The sequence below is a fragment of the Pseudomonas sp. MWU13-2105 genome (assembly GCF_023242315.1).
Lineage (GTDB): Bacteria > Pseudomonadota > Gammaproteobacteria > Pseudomonadales > Pseudomonadaceae > Aquipseudomonas.
Map to the genome: position 1 here is coordinate 119,486 of NZ_JALLIY010000007.1, position 14,862 is coordinate 134,347.

At 63.4% G+C, this 14,862-nt stretch carries 14 protein-coding genes; 8 read left to right on the top strand and 6 right to left on the bottom strand.

Annotation, left to right across the window (positions count from 1 at the left end):
- Positions 1-168: 168 nt before the first annotated feature.
- The 5 genes from fabB to M5B96_RS12050 form a co-directional block, all read right to left on the bottom strand.
- Positions 169-1,389, bottom strand: coding sequence for a beta-ketoacyl-ACP synthase I (fabB, locus tag M5B96_RS12030; protein ID WP_248796910.1), 1,221 nt, complete (start codon positions 1,387-1,389; stop codon positions 169-171).
- 11 nt (positions 1,390-1,400) lie between these two features.
- Complete coding sequence (fabA, locus tag M5B96_RS12035) at positions 1,401-1,916, bottom strand: 3-hydroxyacyl-[acyl-carrier-protein] dehydratase FabA (protein WP_100940859.1); 516 nt, start codon at positions 1,914-1,916, stop codon at positions 1,401-1,403.
- Positions 1,917-2,152: 236 nt separating this feature from the next.
- The gene (locus M5B96_RS12040) at positions 2,153-4,048 is read right to left on the bottom strand and encodes an ATP-binding protein (RefSeq protein WP_248796911.1); all 1,896 of its coding nucleotides are present in this window, start codon (positions 4,046-4,048) and stop codon (positions 2,153-2,155) included.
- On the bottom strand, positions 4,045-4,977 hold the full coding sequence (locus M5B96_RS12045) for an ABC transporter substrate-binding protein (RefSeq protein ID WP_248796912.1): 933 nt from the start codon (positions 4,975-4,977) through the stop codon (positions 4,045-4,047). The genes M5B96_RS12040 and M5B96_RS12045 overlap by 4 nt, the downstream gene beginning before the upstream one ends.
- Before the next feature lie 2 nt (positions 4,978-4,979).
- Entirely contained in the window at positions 4,980-7,058 is a 2,079-nt protein-coding gene (locus M5B96_RS12050) for a TonB-dependent receptor domain-containing protein (RefSeq protein WP_248797076.1), read from the bottom strand.
- Positions 7,059-7,408: 350 nt separating this feature from the next.
- Here M5B96_RS12050 and M5B96_RS12055 point away from each other — a divergent pair, with 350 nt between their 5' ends.
- From M5B96_RS12055 to sixA, 3 genes are read left to right on the top strand one after another with little or no spacing between them, the layout of a single operon-like run.
- Positions 7,409-8,434 (top strand): NAD(P)H-dependent glycerol-3-phosphate dehydrogenase, encoded by a 1,026-nt coding sequence (locus M5B96_RS12055; RefSeq protein ID WP_248796913.1) that lies wholly within the window; start codon positions 7,409-7,411, stop codon positions 8,432-8,434.
- Positions 8,435-8,458: 24 nt separating this feature from the next.
- Entirely contained in the window at positions 8,459-8,794 is a 336-nt protein-coding gene (locus M5B96_RS12060; RefSeq protein ID WP_248796914.1) for a DUF4389 domain-containing protein, read from the top strand.
- Positions 8,791-9,240: a phosphohistidine phosphatase SixA gene (gene sixA, locus M5B96_RS12065; protein WP_248796915.1), complete on the top strand. Its 450-nt coding sequence runs from the start codon at positions 8,791-8,793 to the stop codon at positions 9,238-9,240. The genes M5B96_RS12060 and sixA overlap by 4 nt, the downstream gene beginning before the upstream one ends.
- A 3-nt stretch (positions 9,241-9,243) precedes the next feature.
- On the opposite strand, the gene M5B96_RS12070 is transcribed toward sixA, so the two are convergent.
- The gene (locus M5B96_RS12070; RefSeq protein WP_248796916.1) at positions 9,244-10,071 is read right to left on the bottom strand and encodes a pentapeptide repeat-containing protein; all 828 of its coding nucleotides are present in this window, start codon (positions 10,069-10,071) and stop codon (positions 9,244-9,246) included.
- A gap of 268 nt (positions 10,072-10,339) precedes the next feature.
- Between M5B96_RS12070 and M5B96_RS12075 the strand changes: the two genes are divergently transcribed.
- The 5 genes from M5B96_RS12075 (at position 10,340) to M5B96_RS12095 (ending at position 14,700) form a co-directional block, all read left to right on the top strand.
- Positions 10,340-10,783 carry a hotdog fold thioesterase gene (locus M5B96_RS12075; RefSeq protein WP_248796917.1) on the top strand — a complete coding sequence of 148 codons (444 nt, stop codon included), beginning with the start codon at positions 10,340-10,342 and terminating at the stop codon, positions 10,781-10,783.
- A 111-nt stretch (positions 10,784-10,894) separates the two neighbouring features.
- Positions 10,895-11,704 carry an alpha/beta fold hydrolase gene (locus tag M5B96_RS12080; protein ID WP_248796918.1) on the top strand — a complete coding sequence of 270 codons (810 nt, stop codon included), beginning with the start codon at positions 10,895-10,897 and terminating at the stop codon, positions 11,702-11,704.
- The gene (locus tag M5B96_RS12085) at positions 11,701-12,555 is read left to right on the top strand and encodes an alpha/beta hydrolase (protein ID WP_248796919.1); all 855 of its coding nucleotides are present in this window, start codon (positions 11,701-11,703) and stop codon (positions 12,553-12,555) included. The genes M5B96_RS12080 and M5B96_RS12085 overlap by 4 nt, the downstream gene beginning before the upstream one ends.
- Before the next feature lie 147 nt (positions 12,556-12,702).
- A complete protein-coding gene (locus tag M5B96_RS12090; RefSeq protein ID WP_248797077.1) occupies positions 12,703-13,521 on the top strand; it encodes a DUF4892 domain-containing protein in 819 nt (272 codons plus the stop codon).
- Positions 13,522-13,647: 126 nt separating this feature from the next.
- Positions 13,648-14,700: an AI-2E family transporter gene (locus tag M5B96_RS12095; protein WP_248796920.1), complete on the top strand. Its 1,053-nt coding sequence runs from the start codon at positions 13,648-13,650 to the stop codon at positions 14,698-14,700.
- Positions 14,701-14,862: the final 162 nt, after the last annotated feature.

Genomic DNA, 14,862 nt, shown 5'->3' on the forward strand with positions numbered 1-14,862 from the left:
GTTTAAGGTGATTTGAAGTCGAGCGAGGTCCTGTGGCAAGCCCGCTAGCCACAAGTCTGCGTCTGGTTTCAATGTTTATGATTGCTCCTGCAGGAACGATCCACGCAAAACACGCGCGCAAAAAAAAGCCCCGAACCAGTCGGGGCGTTTTTTCATATCAAGCCGGGCTTACTTGCCCTGCCAGCGCTTCAGGACCAGGGTGGCATTGGTGCCGCCGAAGCCGAAGCTGTTGCTCATCACGTTGTTCAGCTCGACGTTTTCGCGGGTCTTGGTCAGGACCGGCATGTCGGCGACTTCCGGGTCCAGCTCTTCGATGTTGGCGGAGCCGGCAATGAACTTGCCTTCCATCATCAGCAGGCAGTAGATCGCTTCGTGAACGCCGGCGGCGCCCAGGGAGTGACCGGACAGGCTCTTGGTCGAGCTGATCAGCGGTGCCTTGTCGCCGAAGACTTCACGCACACCTTTCATTTCCGCGACGTCGCCGACCGGAGTCGAGGTGCCGTGGGTGTTCAGGTAGTCGATCGGGCCGTCGACGGTGGCCATGGCCATCTGCATGCAACGGACCGCGCCTTCGCCGCTTGGCGCGACCATGTCGTAGCCGTCGGAGGTAGCGCCGTAGCCGACGATTTCCGCGTAGATCTTCGCGCCGCGAGCCAGGGCGTGCTCCAGCTCCTCGACCACCACCATGCCGCCACCGCCGGCGATGACGAAACCGTCACGCTTGGCGTCGTAGGCGCGGGAGGCCTTTTCCGGGGTGTCATTGTACTGGGTGGACAACGCGCCCATGGCGTCGAACAGGAACGACTGGCTCCAATGCTCTTCTTCACCGCCACCGGCGAAGACGATGTCCTGCTTGCCCATCTGGATCTGCTCCAGGGCGGTACCGATGCAGTGGGCACTGGTGGCGCAGGCGGAGGAGATCGAGTAGTTCAGGCCCTTGATCTTGAACGGCGTGGCCAGGCACGCGGAAACGGTGCTGCCCATGGTCCGGGTCACGCGGTACGGACCGACGCGCTTGACGCCCTTCTCGCGCAGGATATCCAGCGCTTCCATCTGGTTCAGGGTCGAGGCGCCGCCCGAGCCGGCCACCAGGCCGGTACGCGGGTTGGAAACCTGCTCTTCGCTCAGGCCTGAGTCGGCGATGGCGTCTTTCATGGCCAGGTAGGCGTAAGCCGCCGCGTGGCCGACGAAGCGATAGATCTTGCGATCGATCAGCTCTTCGAGATTGAGGTCAATGGAGCCGGAAACCTGGCTACGCAGACCCATTTCGGCATATTCCGGGTTGAAGCGGATGCCAGGGCGGCTTGCACGCAGGTTAGCGGAGACGGTCTCTTTGTCATTGCCCAGGCACGAAACGATGCCCAGACCAGTGATAACGACGCGGCGCATGCGAATAACCCTTAGAAGTTGTCAGTGGAGGTGAAAACGCCGACCCGAAGGCCTTCGGCGGTGTAGATCTCGCGACCGTCGACCGTTACCGAACCGTCGGCAATGGCCAGGTTCAGCTTGCCTTTGAGGACGCGCTTGATATGAATGTTGTAGGTCACTTTCTTGGCGGTCGGGAGGACCTGGCCGAAAAATTTCACTTCGCCCGAACCCAGCGCGCGACCACGGCCTGGTAGACCCTGCCAGCCGAGGAAGAAACCGACCAGTTGCCACATGGCGTCGAGGCCCAGGCAGCCCGGCATCACCGGATCGCCTTCGAAATGGCAGGCGAAGAACCACAGGTCCGGAGTGATATCCAGCTCGGCGACCAATTCACCTTTGCCGTACTTGCCGCCCTCTTCGCTGATATGGGTGATGCGATCCACCATCAGCATGTTGGGGGCGGGCAGTTGCGCGTTACCTGGGCCGAACAGCTCGCCACGACTGCAGCGCAGCAGATCTTCCCGGGTAAAGGCGTTTTGTTTGGTCATGCGAGCTCCTCAATAGTCCCATGCGGCAGGTGGGGCAAATCTTCCCGGCCGATCGAAGCGTTCATGCCTCGAATCGACAGCCTACTCATAGACTATTGCGTTGTGGTGAAAGTCACAGCACCAAGGACATGAATGTACACTTGTGCACTGAAATTTTTATTCAAGCCGGTTTTCCAGCTCATTCGGGTGCCTAAGACTGCCGCACTTTCGTCTTTCACGCCAGTCGCACATCGTATTCAGGGCAGCCATTGTCGGAGAATCTGCTGCAAATCCACGCGTTTGAAAGGCTTGGACAGGTAGTCGTTCATGCCCGCCCGCAGGCAGTTTTCGCGATCGCCCTGCAAGGCGTTGGCGGTCAGGGCGATGATCGGTACCTGAGCGTACTCGGGCAGTTGGCGGATTTGCCGGGTGGCTTCGTAGCCGTCGACGACCGGTAGCCGGCAGTCCATCAGGATGGCCGCGAACAGTCCGTTCCTGGCCCGGTCGATGGCCTGGGCGCCGTCGGTGGCCAGGCTGACGTCGAAGCCCAGGCCGCGCAACATGGCGTCGATGACGGTCTGGTTGACCGGATTATCTTCCACCAGCAGCACCTTGCGGCCTTCGCCGTGGCCGCTCGACATGGGCGCCAAGGCGGCGGTTTCGGTAGGGTGGTGCAGGGCCAGGGGAATTTCCAGGGTGAACACCGAACCCTGGCCCTCTTCGCTGCGGGCGTGCAGGGTGCCGCCCATGCGCTCGGCCAGGGTCCGCGCAATCGGCAGGCCCAGGCCGGTGCCGCCATAGCGCCGGGAGATCGAGCTGTCGGCCTGCTGGAAGGCATCGAACATCAGTTCCAGGCGTTCGCTGGAAATGCCGATGCCACTGTCGCGCACCGTGCAGGTGAACCACAGCACATCGTCGTCCAGCGCCTGCCAGTGCGGCTCGATGCCGACGCTGCCGTGTTCGGTGAATTTCAGCGCATTGCCGATCAGGTTGACCAGGATCTGGCGGATTCGCGTCGGGTCGCCCTTGACCTGCAGGGCCTGCATGTCCGTGGGGATCTGCAGGTCCAGGTGCAGGCCGCGTTGGCTCGCGTTGTGCTGGAAGGCCTGGGCGCAGCTGTTGATAAGTTCCGCGAGGTTGAACGGAATATGTTCCAGCTCCAGGGCCGAACGTTCGATCCGCGAGAAGTCGAGAATATCGTTGATCACCTTGAGCAGGTGCTCGGTGGACTCCGAGGCCAGGGCCGCGTATTCGCTCTGTTCCTCGGTCATTTCGGTGGTTTCGAGCAACTGCAGCATGCCCAGTACACCGTTCATCGGGGTACGCAGTTCGTGGCTCATCATGGCCAGGAAATCCGACTTGGCATTGTTTGCCCGTTCCGCTTCCTCACGGGTCTGGATCAACTGGGCAATGGCCTGGTGCTGTTCGCGGCTGGCCTGCTCCAGGGCGCCGGCGAGGTTGTTGATATGTCGCGACAGGGCACCGAGCTCGGCGTCGTCGACCACTGGCAGTTGGGTCTTGTAATCGCCCTGTTGAATTGCCTTGACCGCCACGCCCATGGCGCTGATCGGTTGTGCCAGGCTGGCCGCCAGCCGGCGGGCCAGGAGAAAGGTGAAGAACAGGGCGAACAGGGCCAGGATCCCGGCCTTGAGCAGGATTTCCTGTTGCCGCTGGCTGAAGGCGTCATTGGACATGCCGACAATCACCCGACCCAGATAGTCCTCGTTCGGCATCGCGCCGGAGGCACTGCCGCCCTGCAGGAAGTCGTTGTCCAGCTGGATGCGCTGCAGGCGCACCGGTGCCTGGAACAGTTTCACCGACTGCGGCCGGGCGCGCTCCTGCGCGGGTTGCTCGACATAGACGAGGATGTTGTTGCTGCGGTCCTGGACTTCGAGGAAGCGCACGTGGGGCGTGGCCAGGGTTGCCCGCATCAGGCTTTCGAGGACTTCGCTGTTGCCAGAAATCACCCCGTATTCGGTGGCCGGGGCCAACTGGTTGGCGATCAGTTGACCGGTGTGGTCGAGTTCCTGGCGCAGGTCCTGGATCCGCACGAAGGTGAAGAAACTGATCAGCAGCAACGTCAGCAGCAGCGCGGGGCCGAGGCTGATCATCTGAGTCCGGGCGCTGATGCCCCAATACCGTCGCAGGGTCATGGGCGGGTCTCTCCTTCGGCCAGCCGGATGGCGAGCGAGGCTTCGTCGATCGGTTCGATACCCAGGGAGCGGGCGACTTGCGGGTTGCTCAGGACTTTGAAGCGTGGCGGGTACAGGCTCCCCGGCCAGCCGGACGGGGCGCGGTCGAGCAGCCCGTCGAGGATCGCCAGCCAGTCGCTCTGGTCGCTGTAGGTACTGGCCAGGCTGCCGGCCTTGACGAAGCCGGCGTTGGGGCCGATCAGCGCCAGTTGCCGGGCATAGCTGCTGAGCAGCAGGTTCTTCGCGGTCCTTGGGTTATACAAGGTCGGATCGTCCAGCCCCAACAGCACGTCGCTGTTCCTGAGCAGGCTTTGCAACGGGCGACTGTCGCTGGTGTCGTCCCAGCGCTGGGGGACGATCTCCAGTCCCAGGGGGCGGGCCGCCTGGTGCAGTTCGCTCAGCAGGAATTCGCTGTCGCGGGTATACAGCACGCCGATCCGCCGGGCCTGGGGCATGATCTCGCGGATCAGGCGCAGTTGGCGCGACAGCGGCGGATCGCTCCAGAGCAGGCTCAAATTGGCCGGCGAGCCGCTTCCCAGGCGCTGCATCGCCTGCAGGCGGCTGATGCGCAGGACCAGGGTCGCCGGTCCCTGTTTATCCTTCAGCCGCCAGTCGAGGCTGGGCGGGTCCAGCAGGATCAACCGGGTGGCGGGGGGCAGGCGCCCGGGTTCGGGCATCTGCGCCAGGGGCACGAAGCGTATCTGATCGTTCGGACGCTGTTGCGCCAGGGCGGCAGTAAAGGCGCGGACCCCGGGGCTGTCCTCGATGCCGGTCAACAGCACCTCGGCCGCGCGCGCCGGGTCGTTCGACAACAGCACGAGCAGGGCCAGGCCCAGTCGCCTCAGGCGGTGGCTCCATGCCGATGTCGTCCTTGACCCCAGTCGCCTCATGCTCAGAACTCCAGTTCTGCGCTGAAGTAGACGGCACGGCGCTGGTTGTAGTTGTTGTCGATCCAGGTGACGGGCTGGTCGTCAAGACGTTGCTGGAGCATCCCGGCCAGTTCCAGGCTGGCCCTGCGAAAGGCAATCCGCTTGGCCAGGCGCAGGTCGACCCGCTCGAAGCGATACTGGTTGATGGCATCGTCGCCATAGTAGAAGACCGAACTCGACCAGCCGTCGCCCCAGTCGCGCATCCAGCCGGCCGAGCCGCTGTTGCGGGCGGTGAACTGCTCGTCGACCGGGTTGCTGGCCTGGACATCGACATAGGCATAGGTCAGGCGCAGGCGGTCGGCGCTGCCCAGGCGCCAGTCGAACTGGGCCTCGCTGCCGGTGAAGCGCGAGCTGTTGGCATTGCTGGCGATAAACTGATTGTTGCGCAACGGCGTGCTGATCATGTCGCTGATTTCGTCATAGAACAGCTTCACGTCCAGGCTCAGGCCGATCTCGGCGAAGAAACCGTTATAGCCCAATTCTCGCGAGCGCATCCGTTCCTTGTCCAGGTTTCCCGGGCCACGGGTCTGGACGAAATACTGGCCGCTGTTCTGGCCGTAGGTGGGTGAGCTCAGATTGGTGACCTTGTAACTCCAGTTGACGTTGTTCTCGAACATGTCCGGCGAGCGGATGGCTTCGGAGTAGACCGCGCGCAAGCCGTGCCGGGGATTGATCAGGTAGTTGAGCGCAAAGCGAGGGGTCAGGGAGGCGCCGGTCAGTTGCGCGTCTTCGTACATGGCGCCGCCCTGCACCAGCCAGTGTTCGTTGGCGCGCCATTCGAGCTGGCCGAACAAGCGCCAGGTGCTGTCGTCGATGCTGCCGTTGAAGTAGGTCTCGGAGTCGGCCTTGTCATAACGATAGTTCATGCCGCTGACCAGGCGCAGGCTGTCCGAGAGGCTCAGGGTGTCCTGCAGTTCAAGGTCGTAGCGGGTTTCGCGGGTGCTCTGGTCGATATTGCCGCAGACCGTCTGGCTGGCGCCCTGATTGAACCATTGGTCCAGAACCTGATTGGCCAGGGTCTGCTCCTGGACGCCACCCGGAGGGGGGCTGCCGACGGCATAACGGGTCATGTTACGGGCCAGGTTTTCGGCATAGTTGGGATTCAACTGCCACAACTGGGTCAGTTGCGGACTGAACGAGATCTTGGCATCGCAGGCTTGCCAGACCTGCTGGCGATCCCATTGCTGGGCCGAACCCTGGATATACAGGCTGTGCTGGGGATTGAGATCGAGGTTCCAGCGCAGCGAGTCGGCGTAGTCCTTGGCCAGCACGTCGGAGTTGTCACCGGCCGCGGTGATCCCGGGAAATACCGCCTTGTAGGTGTAGGGACGCTGGTTGGTGCCGTCCTTGACGTTCAATTGCCAGTCGATGCTCTGCTGTTCGTTGAGCATCTGGCTGACCGAGAGATTGACTCGGGTAACACGCCGGCCGTCACGGTAGTCATTGCCCAGGTGGTCGCTCTGGAAGCCTTCGTCCTCCTCGCCGGACATCGACAGGCGCAGGTCGCCGCTTCCCCAGCCGCTGCCCTGGCTGGCGTACCAGTCATTGATGCCGCGTTCGCCACGGGTGATCTTCAGGGTCGAGCCGTGGGTACTGCCCGGTGACTTGGTGAGGATATTGACCACCGCCATCAGCGCATTGGCGCCGTAGCTGACGGTGTTGGGGCCGCGGAACACTTCGATGCGCTCGATATCCTCGAGGGCCACCGGGATATCGCTCCAGTCCACGGTCGCCAGGCCCGCGCGATAGACCGAGCGGCCATCGATCAGTACCTGCATGCGCCGGGCATTGCTGGCATCGGTGCCGTGATAGTTGATGCTGGCCTGGTTGCCGTTGGTGTAGCCGACCATCATGCCCGGCACCAGGCGCAGCAACTCGCTGATATCGCGGGCGCCGCTGGCCTTGATCAGTTCATTGTCGATCACCGTCATGCTACCAGGGACCGCGGCCGGCGATTGTTTCAGGCGGGTGGCGGTCAGCACCTCGGGCAGGGGCTGGTTTTCCATAAACAGGTCGTCAGCCAGCAACGGGCCGCTGAACATCAGGGCCAGGACAACGGAGGAGCGCGTGGTGGGAGGGCCAAAAGACACGGCACAGCCTTGAAAAAAATAATAGCCGTGCATGTTAACCGAGCTTGGCGGGTTTGCCATGGCGTATGGCCGTCATTGTATAGGCTGAATCGGTCAAGCTGCCGTAGCCGTGACCTCGTCGCAAACCCGTGGGAGCCCGGCTTGCCGGCGATGGCGTCCGTAAGGATGCTGCAAGGCTCAAAGGCCCCATCGCCGGCAAGCCGGGCTCCCACAAGGTTAGAGGATTTGTATTGGGGCTGGCTGCCGGTGGCGTGCTCCGTATAATGCAGCCATCGCCATTGGTAGGGATAGACGGGTTACATATGACTGAACAGTACCCAATCGCGGTTCTGGGTGGCGGAAGTTTCGGCACCGCCATCGCCAATCTGCTGGCCGAGAACGGTCACCGGGTGCGTCAATGGATGCGTGATCCCGAGCAGGCCGAATCGATTCGCGTCAATCGCGAGAACCCGCGTTACCTCAAGGGCATCAAGGTGCATCCGGCGGTCGAGCCGGTCACCGACCTGGTCGCTACCCTCGACGACTGCGAACTGTTTTTTGTCGCCTTGCCCTCCAGCGCCTTGCGCAGTGTCCTGGCGCCCCATGCCGAGCGCCTGGTCGGCAAGCTGCTGGTGAGCCTGACCAAGGGCATCGAGGCGCACACCTTCAAGCTGATGAGCGAGATTCTCGAAGAGATCGCGCCACAAGCACGGATCGGTGTGTTGTCCGGGCCGAACCTGGCCCGCGAAGTGGCCGAACATGCCTTGACCGCCACGGTGGTCGCCAGTGAAGACGAGGAACTCTGCAGCCGCGTCCAGGCCGCGCTGCACGGTCGGACCTTCCGCGTCTACGCCAGCGCCGACCGCTTTGGCGTCGAGCTGGGCGGGGCGTTGAAGAATGTCTACGCGATCATTGCCGGCATGGCGGTGGCGCTGGGCATGGGCGAGAACACCAAGAGCATGCTGATTACCCGGGCCCTGGCGGAAATGACCCGCTTTGCCGTCAGCCAGGGCGCCAACCCCATGACCTTCCTTGGCCTGGCCGGGGTCGGCGACCTGATCGTCACCTGTTCCTCACCGAAGAGCCGCAACTACCAGGTCGGCTTTGCCCTCGGCCAGGGGCTGAGCCTGGAAGAGGCGGTTACCCGCCTGGGCGAGGTCGCCGAGGGGGTCAATACGCTCAAGGTGCTCAAGGTCAAGGCGCAGGAAGTCGGGGTCTATATGCCCCTGGTGGCCGGATTGCATGCCATTCTGTTTGAAGGGCGGACCCTGAACCAGGTGATCGAGCTGCTGATGCGCGGCGAGCCGAAAACCGATGTCGATTTTATTTCCACCAGCGGTTTCAACTGATATCCAGCGCCACGGGAGCAAGTCATGAACGAGTCCAAGTACGAATCCATTGTGTTGCGCATTGTCTGGATGCTGGTGTTCCTGCTGGTCTGGCAGGTTGCCCAGTTCATCCTCGGCGGGGTAGTGCTGGTGCAGCTTGGTTATAGGTTGTTCTATGGCGCGCCGAGTGCCAACCTGATGAGCTTCGGCGACAGCCTGAGCCAGTTCCTCGCCCAGATCGGTCGCTTCGGCAGTTTCCATACCGAACAGAAACCCTGGCCATTCGCCGACTGGCCGACCCCCCGGGCTCCGGACGGCGAAGCGCCGCATGTGGTGCCGCCGGCGCCGCATCCGGCCCGTGACGAGGAGCCCAAGCTATGAAACTCTGGGTTCTGCGTCATGGCGAAGCCGAACCCCAGGCTCGCAGCGACGCCGAACGGGCGTTGACCGCCCATGGCCGCGAGCAGGTCCTGCGCAGTGCCGCACAATTGATCGGCCAGCCGTTGCAGGCGATTTACGCCAGCCCTTACCTGAGGGCGCAACAAACCGCGCAGCTGGTGCGCGAGGCGCTGGGTTTCGAGGCCGAGATCATCACCGTGCCCTGGCTGACCCCGGAGAGCAATCCGCGGGATGTCAGCCAGCGGCTCGACACTGGTGAGAACCTGTTGCTGGTCAGTCATCAGCCGCTGGTGGGCAATCTGCTCAGTCTGTTGCAGCACGGCCATGCGCACCAGCCCGAGCCGATGGGTACGGCCAGTCTCGCCGAGCTGGAAGGGGAGTTGCCGCTGGACGGGGCGATGACGCTGTTGGGCGTCAGGCACCCCTGAGCTTCAGTGGCTCAACACCGCGCCGAGCAGATCGGTGCGGGTGTTTTTCAAGGTCGCGGCATTGACCCTGGCGCCCTTGAACAGGCAGGCCTCGAAGTGACCGGAGAGCACGGTGTTCCTCAGGTCGCAATGGCTGAAGTCGTTGTTTTTGAAGCCACTCGAGAGCAATGCGCCGTTGAGGTTGGCCGCCCTGAAGTCGGCCTCCTGGTACTGCCCGAAAAATCTCACTCCGCGTAAATCGCCGCCGCTCAGGTCGACACCGATCATATTGACGTTGGTCACCTGCAAGGTCCGTAGCGCCTGGCAGATCGACGCCTTGCTCCAGTACCTGAAGGCGCGGCGGGTTTCCTCGTCCTGGAACGGCAGGCACTCGATGGCCTGCGGGTCCCGCGCGGCGATGTTCAGGGCGCAGCGCTTCAGGGCATTGGTCAGTTGCGGTGAGAGCGAGGGCGGCACCCGCAAGTCGAAGAGTTTCTTCTGCACATGCAGGGATACCCGGCCGCCACCGTCCAGGTGAACACCGTCCCAACTGTTCAGGATGCCGGTGAAGCGCGCGGCGGCGGCCACCATCAGTTCCAACAGGTCGGCCAACGGGTACTGGCGCAGGGATGGCGCACTGCCCAGGAACCCGCGCGCCTGGACCAGCGAGTCCTTCAAGCCCAGCAGGGTCAGGTCCCGTTCGATCTGCGAGAAATCCTCCGGCATCAGCTCGCGGACCGTGCCGCCGTGCAGTTCGCCCGGGCTGGGGGTTGAGAGAACGGGGACCTGGGAATTGACCTGGGCATTACCCGAGGGCATGAAGCGACGAAGAAGACGGCCTATCGTTGCCATGGAGATCTCTTGCAAGGGCTGGAAGGCGGAAATTCGACGCGATATGCCCTTCGGCGACTATCAGATTCCGCCCGGCTTTCCTCGCGCGGGCGGCACTCTCCTGCGCTTGATGGGGTATTTTTCAGCTTGCGAGCTTCTGTTCTTCCGTGAAATAGTCGACCGAGCGTCTGCTTGGTTGGTCGGGCCTTGGCCGTGTGGTGCTTGAGGCGAGCACGGTTCGAGGGGATGGCCGCCGCAACGATGAATAACCACAATAGGGGAATCAACAATGGCTTTGTGGCGCACCGTACCGAATCTCGAACAACTCAATGCCTCGCAGAAAAATACCATCGGCGAATTGCTGGATATTCGTTTCGAAGCCTTTGATGACGACTCGCTGACCGCCAGCATGGTCATCGATCATCGTACTCATCAACCCTACGGCCTGCTGCACGGCGGTGCCTCGGTGGTGCTGGCCGAAAGCGTCGGCTCCATGGCCAGTTACCTGTGCATCGACGCGAGCAAATTCTATTGCGTCGGCCTGGAAGTCAACGCCAACCACCTGCGCGGCCTGCGCAGCGGGCGGGTCACGGCGGTGGCCAAGGCCATCCATATCGGCCGTACCACCCATGTCTGGGACATCCGCCTGAGCAGCGACGAAGGCAAGGCCAGTTGCGTGTCGCGCCTGACCATGGCCGTGGTGCCGCTGGGGCAAGCAGCGCCGGCGAACTGAGTCGGAGCATAGCCATGGCCGGACTGTCATCATTCCTGGCAGTTACGGTCATTGCTGTCGGGCCCGCGCGTGCCGACAATGGACACCTGTCTTTTTCGAGATGCTCCCGGTATGTCGCAGCCCGTGTTCTTCGCCCACGCCAACGGTTTTCCCTCGGGCACCTACGGCAAATTGTTCGCCGCGCTGGCGCCGGAGTATCAGGTGGCGCATCTGCAACAGCATGCCCACGACCCGCGTTTCCCGGCGGACGATAACTGGCACAACCTGGTCGACGAACTGATCCACCACCTGGAACAACAGCCCGAACCGGTCTGGGGCGTCGGCCATTCCCTCGGCGGTGTCCTGCACCTGCATGCGGCCCTGCGTTGTCCGCAGCTCTACAAGGGCGTGGTGATGCTCGACTCGCCGGTGCTGACCCGCGCCGACCAGTGGGTGATCCGCGCGGCCAAACACCTGGGCTTTATTGATCGCCTGACGCCGGCCGGTCGGACCCTGGGGCGCCGGGAGGAATTTGCCGATCTCGAATCCGCGCGCCGCTACTTTGCCGGCAAGACCCTGTTTCGCGGTTTCGATCCGGAGTGTTTCGATGCCTATCTGCAACACGGTCTGCGCCAGGACGGTGACCGCCTGCGCCTGAGTTTCGATCCGGCCACGGAAATCAGCATCTATCGTGGCGTCCCGCATACCAGCCCGGGCTTGGCCCGGCATTTGAAGGTGCCGCTGGCGGTGGTCCGCGGCCAGCAGAGTCGTGTGGTCATGCCCCATCACACCCGCAGTGTCGGTCGCCTGCCCCATGGCGAGTCCCTGAGCATGCCCGGCGGCCATATGTTTCCCCTGGAGCGTCCGCAGGACACCGCGCGCTTGCTCAAGGATATTTTCGCCCGCTGGGAACGCCAGGCCGGGCAGGGACGTTGCGCATGAGCCATGCCGTTGAAGAGGTGCGCCTGAGCTTGCCGCATATCGAGTTGGCGGCCCATCTGTTCGGCCCCGAGGACGGGCAGCCGGTGATTGCGTTGCACGGCTGGCTGGACAACGCCAACAGTTTCGCGCGCCTGGCGCCGAAGCTCCACGGCCTGCGCATCGTCGCCCTGGACATGGCCGGGCACGGGCATTCCGGGCATCGACCGGTGGGCGCGGGGTATGCCCTGTGGGACTACGTCTACGACGTCTTGCAGGTCGCCAAGCAGTTGGGCTGGAAGCGCTTCAGCCTGTTGGGGCATTCGCTGGGCGCGATTGTCTCCATCGTGCTGGCCGGTGCCCTGCCGGAGCGGGTGACGCGCCTGGCCCTGATCGACGGTGTGATTCCACCCACCGGCAGTGGTGAAAACGCCGCCGAGCGCCTGGGCATGGCCTTGCAGGCGCAGCTTGAGTTGCAGGACAAGCGCAAGTCGGTGCACGCGACCCTCGACCGGGCCATCGAGGCGCGCATGAAAGGCCTGGTGGCGGTCAGCCGCGAAGCCGCCGAACTGCTGGCGCAGCGCGGCCTGATGCCGGTGCCGGGTGGCTACACCTGGCGCAGCGACAACCGCCTGACCCTACCGTCGCCGTTGCGCCTGACCGAGGAGCAAGCCATGGCCTTTATCCGGCGGGTCGCCTGCCCGGCCCAACTGGTGGTGGCCGAGCAAGGCATCCTGGCCCAGCACAAGGACCTGCTCGATCGTCTACCCTTCAGTCTGGAACGCCTGCCGGGTGGGCACCATCTGCACCTGAACGACGAGGCCGGCGCGATCCTTGTTGCAGACTGTTTCAATCGCTTTTTCTCCATGCCTTGACTTGTTGTCTGCAACTGTCGAGGCTGGGCGGGTTGAAAGGGAGACAACCATGCCAGACCTCGACCTCCACACGACCTTGAGTCGTCCTGTTCCGGCACGCCCTGTTCCGGTTATCGCGCTTACCGTTCAGGCCCTGTCTATCCGATGATGAAGTTATCCACAGCCCTGGCCTGTGCCATTGGCCTGGCTTGTTGCAGTTCACCACTGTTCGCCGCCGATGTACCGGGCAGCCACGACCTGGCGCTGGTACCGCGCCTGGCTGACGCGCAGATCGTCGACTATCGGGCCCCGGCCGAACTGGAGCGGATTTATCCACAGAGCGCGATCCGCAAGATCAGCAACCGCCTGCGCACCGATGCCCAGGTCAGTGCCCGTGGGCAGATGACTTCGGTGACCTACGAGTTGCCCCCCGAACACGGTGCCGACGAAGCCTTCACCGCGGCGCGCGAAGCCTTGCAAAAGGAGGGCGCGCAGTTGCTGTTCTGGTGCCAGGCCCGCGATTGCGGGGAAAACAGCCTGTGGGCCAATGAAGTGTTCGGCAACTCCACTTTATCCGGTGCCGACGATCAGCAGGCCTACCTGCTGCTGCGACTGGCGGCCCCGGCGGATAATTCGCTGGTCGCCCTGTACAGCATCACCCGTGGCAACCGCCGCGCCTACCTGCATGTGGAGCAGTTCGCCTCCGCTTCGCCGCTGGGCGAATTGCTGCCCACCTCGGCGACCTTGCTGCGGGAACTGCGCGACACCGGCAAGCTCGACTTCCCGAAATTGGCCGGTGCGCCCCAGGACACCTGGGTCACCCTGATTTCCCGCGGCCTGAACCTGGACACGACCTCGCGGGTCAGCCTTTCGGGGACCGCCGCCGAGGCCTGGCGCCAGGCGCTGATGGCCCAGGGTGTGAGGGCCGCGCGGCTGGAGGTGGGCAGCGCCGCTTCCAATGGTTTGCACATCGAATTGCTGCGCTAGAGGCTGTACGAAAGCCCCCCGAGAGACGATCATGCGCGTTTACGGCTGAACCCGGATCGTCTGTCGGTCAACGCCCGAGCCTGGCTTCGCCTACGCTTTCATTGCCGCTCTTTGTCTGGAATACCCATGCCCAATAATGATCGTCTGCTGGTGCAGATACTGCTCCTGGTGCTGTTCGGTGCCACCTTGTGGGTGCTGGCACCATTCTGGTCGGCGCTGTTCTGGGGCGCCGTGCTGGCGTTTGCCAGTTGGCCGCTGATGCGCCTGCTGACCCGCGCGCTCGGTCACCGCGAATCCCTCGCGGCCGGGCTGCTGACCCTGGGCTGGATGTTGCTGGTGGCCGTGCCCCTGGTCTGGCTGGGGCTCAACCTGGCGGATCATGTGCGTGATGCGGTGACCTTTATCAAGGATGTCCAGGTTGACGGGCTGCCCGCGGCTCCGGCCTGGCTGGGTAGCGTGCCGATCGTCGGCGAACGCCTGGTGGGGGCCTGGAACACCATCGACCAACAAGGCGCGGCCATGCTGGTGGCGATCAAGCCTTATCTGGGGCAGGTCGGTAACTGGCTGCTGGCGCGCAGTGCGCAGATCGGTGGCGGGATCCTCGAGCTGACCCTGAGTATCGTCTTCGTGTTCTTTTTCTACCGTGATGGTCCGCGGCTGGCGGCGTTTATCCACGGCCTGCTGGAGCGGCTGATCGGCGAGCGTGCAGATTACTACCAGGAACTGGTGGCGGGCACGGTGCAGCGGGTGGTCAACGGTGTGATCGGCACGGCGGCGGCCCAGGCGGTACTGGCGCTGATCGGTTTCCTCATCGCCGGTATCCCGGGGGCATTGGTGCTGGGTATCGCGACCTTTCTGCTCAGCCTGATTCCCATGGGGCCGCCGCTGATCTGGATTCCTGCCACGGCCTGGCTGGCCTGGAAAGGCGAGTACGGGATGGCGGTGTTTCTCGGGGTCTGGGGCACGTTCATCATCAGCGGCGTGGACAACGTGCTCAAGCCGTACCTGATCAGCCGTGGCGGCAACCTGCCGCTGGTGATTGTGTTGCTGGGCGTGTTCGGCGGCTTGATCGCCTTCGGCTTTATCGGGCTGTTTATCGGCCCGACCTTGCTGGCGGTGGCCTACAGCCTGTTGATCGACTGGAGCGGCAGCCAGTCGCGGCGCGAAGAGAAGTCCTGATTCCAGGGCACGACACGTTCCTTGGGCGCGGGCTGGCCCTGGAGGTTTTGCGGCGACTTGAGGTGTTGTGGTGGAGCGCGGTGTTGTGGGAGCCGGCTTGCCGGCGATGAGGCCCTTGAGCATCGTATCGGCTGTTCGGACGCTAGCGAACCTGTAGGAGCA